Below are 1,737 nucleotides of genomic sequence, written 5' to 3'. Positions count from 1 at the left end.
TGCCCCCTTGCTCGGCCAAGAGAAGATGGTGATCGATGGGGTAGAGGTTCTCACTCGGCCCAACCTCGGCCTCTACACTCAGCCCCTCTCGTTTATCGGCCTGCCGGTGCTTTCAGTGCCGTTGCGCGAGAGCGGATCCCTGCCCTTTGGCGTACAACTGGTGGCCGCCCCCTATCAAGAAGCCAAACTGCTGCGGGCAGCCGCCTATTTGGAGAAGCTAGGGATCCCCAATGCGCAGCCGGTTTGAGCCATGAAGAGCCCTACTTTTGCAGCACATCTAGCGCTAGAGCTCGTGGGCATCTTCTCATGAACACTAAATATGTAGATGAACCGGTTGTGTGGTCAAGACAAGATTTCAATTGCTTTTGAGGAGCCGCTTTAGTCTCTGTGTAGCCTGTGGGTAACGTCTGAAGCTGTATTGGGGCAGACTCTTTGGCCTTGGCTCGCAAGAGAGATTGGGGCACCGGATATTAAAGTAAAATTAAGCCCCCAGTTGTTGTATCAAATGCCTCCTTCTCCAGGCTTGGCCAATAGAATGAACAGCATAAAATAGACACGGCACCCCCACCTGGACTCTATAACCCTATGGATCATCCTGATTCTGTGGCTCGGCGCTACATGAAACTGTGCGAGGCCTATCTCTCTCTCAACGAAGCCTTCGACAAATTGGATCAGTCCCACAGCCACCTACAGCGCCACTTCAAACGACTCCTTGGCTATTTCAGTGCTGCCCAACAAGCTCTGGTTCAACTGCCGCTCTTGCAACAGCGGATTGAGCAGAGCGACCGCTGGATGAACTCCTTACGAGAAGAACTGCAAGCCAAAGAGGCCCGGCTTGGCGAGCTAATCGCTAACTACGACCAAGTCTGCGGCGAGCTGGACTCTACCAAAGCAGAACTGTTGAGCGCTCAAGCGCTGATTGAGAAACTGGAAGCCGAAAATGCTCAGGTTTTGGAACGCTTGAGTCGGCTCACCAACATGGAAGAGGAAATGGCAAACTTGGCGGAACAGCTGGCCCAAGCGAACGAAGCTTGTCAGCAGATGGAGGCTCGAAATCGCGAGCTGGAGCGAGCTTTGGGAGACCGGGATCAGCACATTTACAGCCTGCAAGAGCGATTGGCACAATTGGAGCAAGAGATGGCCTTCCTGAAAGCTCAGCGGGATGAGGCCCAGCAAGCTGCACAACTGGCTATGTCTCGCGCGGAGCAGGCGGAAGTCGGGCTGAAGGCGCAAACCGAACAAGTTCAGACTTTACGAAATAAGCTCCATCAAGCCGAACAGCAACTGGCCATGGTAACCCTGAACGAGCTGGAGCTCCTGCTCGGCCATGACTCGATGAACCTCTTGCAAGAAGCGGAGCAGGCTGCGGAAGTAGATGCCCAGGTGCTGGCAACCGTACCGACCTCTCTGGCCGAGGCGGAACACATTCTGCTGGAGATCGACCAGTTCATTCAGTTCATTTTGGCCTACTCGGAGCCCATGAAGTCGCAGGCTGCGTGACATACTCCCGACGCTGTAGCTAGCTTCCCGCAGGGTTGCTACGCACACAGCGCGGGCTTCTCAGCTAGAAATCGCAGGAGCCCCGCACTGTACCCGTAGGGTCAGTGCCGTGAGGAATGCGCTTTGATGAAGTACAATGGACTTATGAGCCAAGTCCTGACCGTCTCCTGTAAGCTCAAGGCGTTCCCGTCACAAGCCGCCAAATTGGACGCGACGATGGATGTCTTTGTGCAGGCA

At 54.8% G+C, this 1,737-nt stretch carries 1 protein-coding gene and 1 pseudogene; both read left to right on the top strand.

Going from position 1 to position 1,737, the window contains the following annotated elements; genetic code table 11:
• Window positions 1-247, top strand: a pseudogene (locus NW837_RS12085) (AtzE family amidohydrolase); the annotation flags it as partial.
• A 356-nt stretch (window positions 248-603) separates the two neighbouring features.
• The gene (locus NW837_RS12080; RefSeq protein ID WP_414331846.1) at window positions 604-1,500 is read left to right on the top strand and encodes a hypothetical protein; all 897 of its coding nucleotides are present in this window, start codon (window positions 604-606) and stop codon (window positions 1,498-1,500) included.
• Window positions 1,501-1,737 lie beyond the last annotated feature (237 nt).

This window comes from Synechococcus sp. R6-10 (assembly GCF_047461815.1).
Lineage (GTDB): Bacteria > Cyanobacteriota > Cyanobacteriia > Thermostichales > Thermostichaceae > Thermostichus.
Note: the sequence above shows the minus strand (reverse complement) of the source record. Positions and strands in the feature narration are given on the sequence as shown.